Below are 7,127 nucleotides of genomic sequence, written 5' to 3' on the forward strand. Positions count from 1 at the left end.
GAGCGCGCCTGGTCTCGCCGGAGGTCCCCCCGGAGGTCCCGCCGGAGGTCCCGCCGGAGGTCCCCCCGGAGGTCCCGCCCGGGGTGGCGGTGGGCGAAGGATGAGCTACCTTTGAACACGTTCAGCTGAATGCGTTCAAAACAGGGGGCGTCGGTGAGCGAAAAGCAGAACGTGACCGCTCGGCAGCGGGGTTGGGCCGTGGCCGGGGTGGTGGCCGCGGTGCTCGGGGCGGGCTTCTGGATCGCCGTGACCCACGGCTTCCTGTTCTGGATCGCCATGGGCACGGGTGCCGTGACTCTCGTCCCGCTCCTGACCGTGGACCGTCCGAAGGCCTTCGCCCGCGCCTGTCTCGCCGTCGGGTCGGTCCTGTTGGCCTGGTCGCTGATCGGCGTCGTCCTCGGGATGTTCGTGTTCCTCCCGGCGGCAGTGCTGCTGCTCGTCGCCGCCTTCGTCGAGCCCGGCAACCGCCCGCGCGCGGGTTTCGCGGCGGCCGTGCCGCTCGTGGTCGCGGCCGCCGCGGCCGTGCTCGCCCGCTGACCGGGCCGGACCGGGCCCGCACCCCGGCAGGGTGTGCGGGCCCGGTGGGCGAGGGCAACGGGGCGAACGAGGGGAACGAGGCGAACGAGGGGAACAGGGTCAGCGAGAGGAACGGTGCGTCAGATGACGCCCTGGGCCAGCATCGCGTCCGCGACGCGCTCGAAGCCCGCGATGTTCGCGCCCGTCACGTAGTCGCCGGGGGCGTCGTAACGGGCGGCCGTCTCGTGGGCGACGCGGTGGATCTCGCGCATGATGCCCGCCAGCTCGTCCTCCACGCGCTCCCGGGACCAGGCCGAGCGGCCCGCGTTCTGGGACATCTCCAGGGCGCTGACCGCCACACCGCCCGCGTTGGCGGCCTTGCCCGGGCCGAAGGCGACGCCCGCGGCCTGGAAGAGGTGGACCGCCTCCGGGGTGGTGGGCATGTTGGCGCCCTCGGAGACCGCCTTGACGCCGTTCGCGATGAGCGCGCGGGCGTCGTCGGCCCCCAGCTCGTTCTGGGTCGCCGACGGGAAGGCCACGTCCGCCGGGACCTCCCAGACGCGGCCGCCGGGCACGAAGCGGGCGGAGGAGCCGCGGCGGGCGGCGTACTCGCTGACGCGGCCGCGCTCGACCTCCTTGATCTGGCGGAGCAGGGCGAGGTCGATGCCCTTGTCGTCCACCACGTAGCCCTGGGAGTCCGAGCAGGTCAGCGGGTTGGCGCCGAGCTGCTGGAGCTTCTCGATCGTGTAGAGGGCGACGTTGCCGGAGCCGGAGACCACGGCGGTGAGGCCGTCCAGGGAGACGCCCTTGACCGCCAGCATCTCGCTCGCGAACAGGACGCTGCCGTAGCCGGTGGCCTCGGGGCGGATCTCGGAGCCGCCCCAGCCCTGGCCCTTGCCGGTCAGGACGCCGGCCTCCCAGCGGTTGGTGATGCGGCGGTACTGGCCGAACAGGTAACCGATCTCACGGCCGCCGACGCCGATGTCACCGGCCGGGACGTCGGTGTGCTCGCCGATGTGGCGGTAGAGCTCGGTCATGAAGGACTGGCAGAAGCGCATGACCTCGGCGTCCGACTTGCCGTGCGGGTCGAAGTCGCTGCCGCCCTTGCCGCCGCCGATGCCCAGACCGGTCAGCGCGTTCTTGAAGATCTGCTCGAAGCCGAGGAACTTCACCACGCCGATGTCCACCGACGGGTGGAAGCGCAGGCCGCCCTTGTACGGGCCGAGCGCGCTGTTGAACTCCACCCGGTAGCCGCGGTTCACGTGGACCCGGCCGCGGTCGTCCGTCCACGGCACCCGGAAGATGATCTGCCGCTCGGGCTCCACGAGCCGTTCGACGAGGCCGGCCTCGGCGTACTCGGGACGCGCGGCGAACACGGGCGCCAGGGTGTCCAGGACCTCGCGTACGGCCTGGTGGAACTCGGGCTGGGCGGGGTTGCGACGCTCGATGTCGGCCCTCAGTACATCCAGCCTCTGCTTCGGGTCGGTCACGTCTGATTCCTCTCCAGCGTCAGGGGCGGGCGTGCGGGCCCAGGCGGGAGGGTACCCGGACACCGGGTACCTGAGGAGGTGGCGTCTCGCCTACTGAGCCGGTACGAGCCGATGCCGAGCCGATACGAGCCGGTGCCGAGCCGAAGGGCGTCGTCGTCACGGTGCGTGGCGCGTTCACGACCGTAGGATCGTCAACGGCGCGCGTCAGCGGGGCACGAGGGGGACACCTGCATGGAAACGGCACGGTTCGCGGCACTGATCGCGGCGACGATCACCACGGGGCTGGTCAGCGGCCTCTTCTACGGGTTCACGGTGGCGGTGATGCCGGGTCTGCGGACCTCCGGCGACCGGACGGTGGTCGAGGCGATGCAGCGGATCAACGTGGCGATCCTCAACGGCTGGTTCCTGTTGGGCTATGTGGGTGCGCTGGTGTTCACCGGGCTCGCCCTGGCCCTGCAGCTGGCGGGGGACGGAGGGGGAGGCGCGACGGCGCCGCTGGCGGGGGCGTTCGCCGCCTACCTGCTGGCGGTGGTGGTCACCGCCCGGGTGAACATCCCGCTGAACAACGCCCTGGCGCAGGCCGGACCGGTGGAGGACATCGCCGACCCGGCGGCCGTGCGGCGGGCGTTCGAGGGGCCGTGGGTGCGGGCGAACACGGGGCGCACGGTCCTGTGCGCGGCGGCGTTCGGGCTGCTGGTGTGGGCGCTGGCGCTGCACGGGCAGCCGTAGCAGGGGGTCAGCGCGGGGTGGCGCGGCCGTGCAGGAGGAGGGCGCGGGCGAGGGCGGCCAGGGCCGCGGTGCAGAGCAGGGTGCGCAGGATGTTCGTGGTGACCCAGGTGCCCTTGAACTTGCCGACCACCGCGAAGCCGGTCATCTTGGCCGCGTCGCCCGCGTCGGCGAGCTCGTTGTTCAGCGGGATGTTCACCGCGAACGTGATCACCAGGACGACGAGGTAGGCGACAGCGGCCGCGCCCGCCCACACGGCGGGGCCACGTCGGCCCCTGCGGTACTCGACGAGGGCCGCGGCGGCGGTGGCGAGCAGCGCGAGGACGAAGACGGTGCCGAAGAGGCCGTTGCCGTCGATGGCGGCGTTGAAGTGCTGCATCGCGGTGACGTAGGTCCGGTCGTCGCCCGCGGCCAGGCCGGGCATCACCGAGACGTCGAAGGCGAAGAAGAGGCCCGCCATCAGGCCGATGAGGATGGTGGAGAGGGCGAGCAGGGGGCCGGCCGCCCTGTCGGCCCCGGCGGACTTCACCCCGCCGGCGGGGCCGGGGCCGTGTTCCGGGCCGGTGCCGTGTTCCGGGTTCGCGCCATGTTCCGTGTTCGCGCCGTGTTCCGGGCTCATGGATACGTCCTCACCTGGGGCAGGGTGGCTGGATACCGGCGGGCCCGTGCCCGCGCGCGTTGTGATCCTGGCATCCGTACGGCCCGCGTACCAGCGCTTCGCCCCGAAAGCACCGGACGGGCCGGGGAGTTGTCCCCGGCCCGTCTCCTGGCGGATATCAGCCGCGGCGGCGCGGCACGGTGTCAGCCGTGGACGTGCAGCGGCTTGCCCGCGAGGGCCAGGTGGGCCTCGCCCAGGGCCTCGGTCTGGGTCGGGTGGGCGTGGATGAGGCTCGCCACCTCCGACGGCAGGGCCTGCCAGTTGAAGATGAGCTGGGCCTCGCCGATCTGCTCGCTCATGCGCGAGCCGATCATGTGCAGGCCGACGACCGGGCCGTCGACGACCTGGACGAGCTTGACGTCGCCCGCCGTCTTGAGGATCTTGCTCTTGCCGGTGCTGCCGGCGTTGAACTTGCTGACGACGACCTTGTCCTCGCCGTAGAGCTCCTTGGCCTTCGCCTCGGTGAGACCGACGGAGGCGATCTCCGGCTCGCAGTACGTGACGCGCGCGACGCCGTCGTAGTCGATCGGGGTCACGGGTAGGCCCGCGACGCGCTCGGCGACCAGGATGCCCTCGGCGAAGCCGACGTGGGCCAGCTGGAGGGTCGGGACCAGGTCGCCGACGGCGGAGACGGTGGGCAGGTTCGTGCGCAGCAGCTCGTCCACGACGACGTGGCCGCGCTCGACGGCGACGCCCGTCTCCTCGTAGCCGAGGCCGGCGGAGACCGGGCCGCGGCCGACGGCGACGAGCAGCAGCTCGGCCTCGATCTGCTTGCCGTTCTCCAGGGAGACCCGGACGCCCGACTCGGTGTACTCGACGCCGGAGAAGCGCGAACCCAGCTCGAACTTGATCTTCCGCTTGCGGAAGGCGCGCTCCAGGGACTTGGAGATGTCCACGTCCTCGGCTGGCACCAGGTGGGGCAGGCCCTCGACGACGGTGACGTCCACGCCGAAGGACTTCCAGGCGGAGGCGAACTCGACGCCGATGACCCCGCCGCCGAGGATGATCGCCGACTCGGGGATCCGGTCGAGGAACAGGGCGTGGTCGGAGGAGATGACCCGGTTGCCGTCGATGGCGAGGCCCGGCAGCGAGCGCGGCTGGGAGCCGGTGGCGAGGACGACGTGGCGGCCCTGGTAGCGGACGCCGCCGACCTCGACCTCGGTCGGGGAGACGAGGCGGCCCTCGCCCTCCACCAGGGTGAGGTTCTTGCGCGCCTTGAGGGTGCCCTGGAGGCCCTTGTAGAGGCCGGCGATGACGCCGTCCTTGTACGCGTGGACGCCGGCTATGTCGACGCCGCCGAAGGTGGCCTTGACGCCGTAGGACTCGCTGCGGCGCAGTTCGTCGGCGACCTCGCCGGCGTGCAGCAGGGCCTTGGTCGGGATGCAGCCGTTGTGCAGGCAGGTGCCGCCCAGCTTGCCCTTCTCGATGAGGACGACGTCCAGTCCGAGCTGGGTCGCGCGCAGAGCACAGGAGTAGCCCCCGCTACCGCCACCGAGGATGACCACGTCGTACACGCCGTCGGCGGAATTCTCCATTGCTGATGACACCTTTCAGTCTCCTAGCACATGACCAGCGCATGACCAGCCTTCCCGGCATGCTCTCATCTCCCGCCGCCCGCGCCCGTTTTGGGGGTGCGCTACGGGGTTCGGGGTCCAGTGCCTCTCAAGGGCGCGTCGAGGGTGTGTCCCGGCGCGCTCTCGGACGGCTCCGAGGTGGCTCCCGCTCCGCCGGAGAACCGCCCTGACCTGGGCTGTTCCTTGTTACCTTCCCCGTCGTTTCGATTGGTTCCATGGCACGGGGCGGGGTAAACAGTGCGCGGTCGGTTCTCTCAGGCGTGGTCGGACGTTCTCCGGGGAGGTGCGTTCCCGCGGGAGCGGCAGGCGTTCCTGGAGGAGGTGTTTTCGGCCGATGTCTTCCGTCCCCGGCCGGATTCCGGCGGCTGGGACGAGCGGTTCGCGCTGACGTACGAGCGGCTGCGGCAGGTCAACGACCGTGTGCGCGAGGGCGGTTCCGGCGTCCCCCTGGTCCAGGACCGCGAGCGGCTCTTCCCGCTCCTCGCCTGGTCGGCCGTGGCGGATCCGGCCCTCTTCTACGCGATGTTCCTGCACCACTGCATGACCACCGGAGCGGTCCTCGAGTTCGGGGCGGGCCGGGACGACCTGGCGGACGTGCTGACGGAGCTCGCGGCGACCGAGCGGGTTGGGGCCCTGCTGATGACGGAGCTGGGCCACGGCAACAGCAACGCCTCCGTGCGCACCGTCGCCGAGTACGACGCCGCCCGCGAGGAGTTCGTGCTGCGCACCCCGGAGCCGGCCGCGGTGAAGTTCCCGCCCGCCGTGGCCGCCGAGGGCGTGCCCCGGCTCGCGGTGGTCCTGGCCCAGCTGGTCGTGGACGGCGCCGAGTGCGGGGAGTTCTGCTTCCTGGTGCCGCTGCGCGACGCGGACGGGCCCCTGCCCGGCGTGGAGGTCCGGCCGCTGGCGCCGACGCCGGTGATGCCGCTGGACGCCGCGGCCGTCTCCTTCGACGGGGTGCGCGTCCCCTACCGGTTCTGGCTGCGTGACAACGCCGTGCTCACCGCCGACGGCGGCTTCACCGACCCCTTCGGCAGCCCGGCGATCCGGGCCCGCCGCACCCTGAGCCTGATCCGGTTCGCGTGGGAGGCCGCCGTCGTGGCCCTCGCGGCGACGGCCGGAGCGAGCGCGGCCGTCGCCGTGCGCCACGCCCACCGGCGGCGCACCGGCGGCCGGTTCGCCGCCGACCAGCCGGTGATCCGCTACCGCAACCAGCAGCGGGCCCTGTTCGGCGCGCTGTCCGGGGCGTACGTCGCCCAGCTGGTCGCCGCCGCGACCGCCACGGCCGAGGCCCCGGCGCTGACCCCGCGGTCGGTGCGCACCACCTTCCTGATGAAGGTGGTCACCGACCGGATCGCCGAGCGGGTCAGCGCCCGTGCCCGTACGGCGAGCGGCGCCCTCGGCTTCCTCTCCGCGAACCGGTTCCTCGACTACCAGGGGCTGGCGCACTCGCTCAACGCGGCCGCCGCCGACAACCAGATGCTGCTCCTGGACGGGGCGCAGGCGCTGCTGGCCGGCACCGCCTACACCCCGCCCGCCGACGAGGCGCCCGCCGCGGGCTCCCGCGACCTGCTGGACCCCGCCACGTGGGAGACGCTGGCCGCCGTCCGTGAACGGACCCTCCACCAGGAGCTGGCCGACGGGCTGCGTAAGGCCACCGAGGGCGGGCTGGCCCCCTTCGACGCCTGGAACGGCCTGTACGACCTGGCCGAGCGGCTGGCCGAGACGCACGCGGCCCGGCTGGTGCTGGGCAACGTGCGCGAGGCGGTGCGGGAGGTGGCCGAATCCGATCCCGTCAGCGGGCCGGAGGCGGCCGCGGTCCTGCGGGACCTGCTGGCGCTGCACGCGCTGGAACAGCTCGCCGAACACGACGGCTGGTACCTGGCCGAGGGGCTGCTGGACGCGGACGAGGTACGGGGCATCCCCGCCCTCCTCGACCGGCTCTGCGCACGGCTGGAACCGCACGCCGAAGAGCTCGCGGACGCCCTCGGCGTCCCCTACGCGCTGGTCGGGGCGCCGATCGCGGGCGAGGACTACGTGGGCGAGCTGACCGGCACCGCCTGAGCGCGGGGCGCGGCCTGATTCAGCCGCTCTTGAGTCCGCCTCCACCCGCGGTGCGCAGCATCTCCCCCGCACGACCTCGCGCACTACGGATGGGTGAAAAGA

At 72.5% G+C, this 7,127-nt stretch carries 6 protein-coding genes; 3 read left to right on the forward strand and 3 right to left on the reverse strand.

What is annotated here, in order from left to right; genetic code table 11:
* Positions 1 to 153 precede the first annotated feature (153 nt).
* Positions 154 to 537: a hypothetical protein gene (locus B4U46_RS35230; protein ID WP_159036900.1), complete on the forward strand. Its 384-nt coding sequence runs from the start codon at positions 154 to 156 to the stop codon at positions 535 to 537.
* 119 nt (positions 538 to 656) lie between these two features.
* Here B4U46_RS35230 and gdhA read toward each other — a convergent pair whose 3' ends face one another.
* Complete coding sequence (gene gdhA / locus B4U46_RS35235) at positions 657 to 2,006, reverse strand: NADP-specific glutamate dehydrogenase (protein ID WP_079432323.1); 1,350 nt, start codon at positions 2,004 to 2,006, stop codon at positions 657 to 659.
* Positions 2,007 to 2,237: 231 nt separating this feature from the next.
* Here gdhA and B4U46_RS35240 point away from each other — a divergent pair, with 231 nt between their 5' ends.
* Positions 2,238 to 2,735: a DUF1772 domain-containing protein gene (locus B4U46_RS35240; protein WP_079432324.1), complete on the forward strand. Its 498-nt coding sequence runs from the start codon at positions 2,238 to 2,240 to the stop codon at positions 2,733 to 2,735.
* 7 nt (positions 2,736 to 2,742) lie between these two features.
* On the opposite strand, the gene B4U46_RS35245 is transcribed toward B4U46_RS35240, so the two are convergent.
* Both B4U46_RS35245 and lpdA read right to left on the reverse strand, forming a co-directional pair.
* Positions 2,743 to 3,351 carry a DUF1772 domain-containing protein gene (locus B4U46_RS35245; protein WP_079432325.1) on the reverse strand — a complete coding sequence of 203 codons (609 nt, stop codon included), beginning with the start codon at positions 3,349 to 3,351 and terminating at the stop codon, positions 2,743 to 2,745.
* A gap of 182 nt (positions 3,352 to 3,533) precedes the next feature.
* Positions 3,534 to 4,925, reverse strand: a complete 1,392-nt coding sequence (gene lpdA, locus B4U46_RS35250) for a dihydrolipoyl dehydrogenase (RefSeq protein WP_079432326.1) — start codon at positions 4,923 to 4,925, stop codon at positions 3,534 to 3,536.
* 360 nt (positions 4,926 to 5,285) lie between these two features.
* On the opposite strand from lpdA, the gene B4U46_RS35255 reads away from it, so the two are divergent.
* Entirely contained in the window at positions 5,286 to 7,025 is a 1,740-nt protein-coding gene (locus B4U46_RS35255) for an acyl-CoA dehydrogenase (RefSeq protein WP_079432327.1), read from the forward strand.
* Positions 7,026 to 7,127 lie beyond the last annotated feature (102 nt).

Origin of the sequence: Streptomyces katrae, from assembly GCF_002028425.1 — a bacterium.
GTDB classification, from domain to species: Bacteria; Actinomycetota; Actinomycetes; order Streptomycetales; family Streptomycetaceae; genus Streptomyces; species Streptomyces katrae_A.

Excerpts from the sequence above, each read along its gene's own strand:
- B4U46_RS35240 (WP_079432324.1), top strand. The coding sequence starts at position 2,238 with ATGGAAACGGCACGGTTCGCGGCACTGATCGCGGCGACGATCACCACG.
- B4U46_RS35245 (WP_079432325.1), bottom strand. The coding sequence starts at position 3,351 with ATGAGCCCGGAACACGGCGCGAACACGGAACATGGCGCGAACCCGGAA.
- lpdA (WP_079432326.1), bottom strand. The coding sequence starts at position 4,925 with ATGGAGAATTCCGCCGACGGCGTGTACGACGTGGTCATCCTCGGTGGC.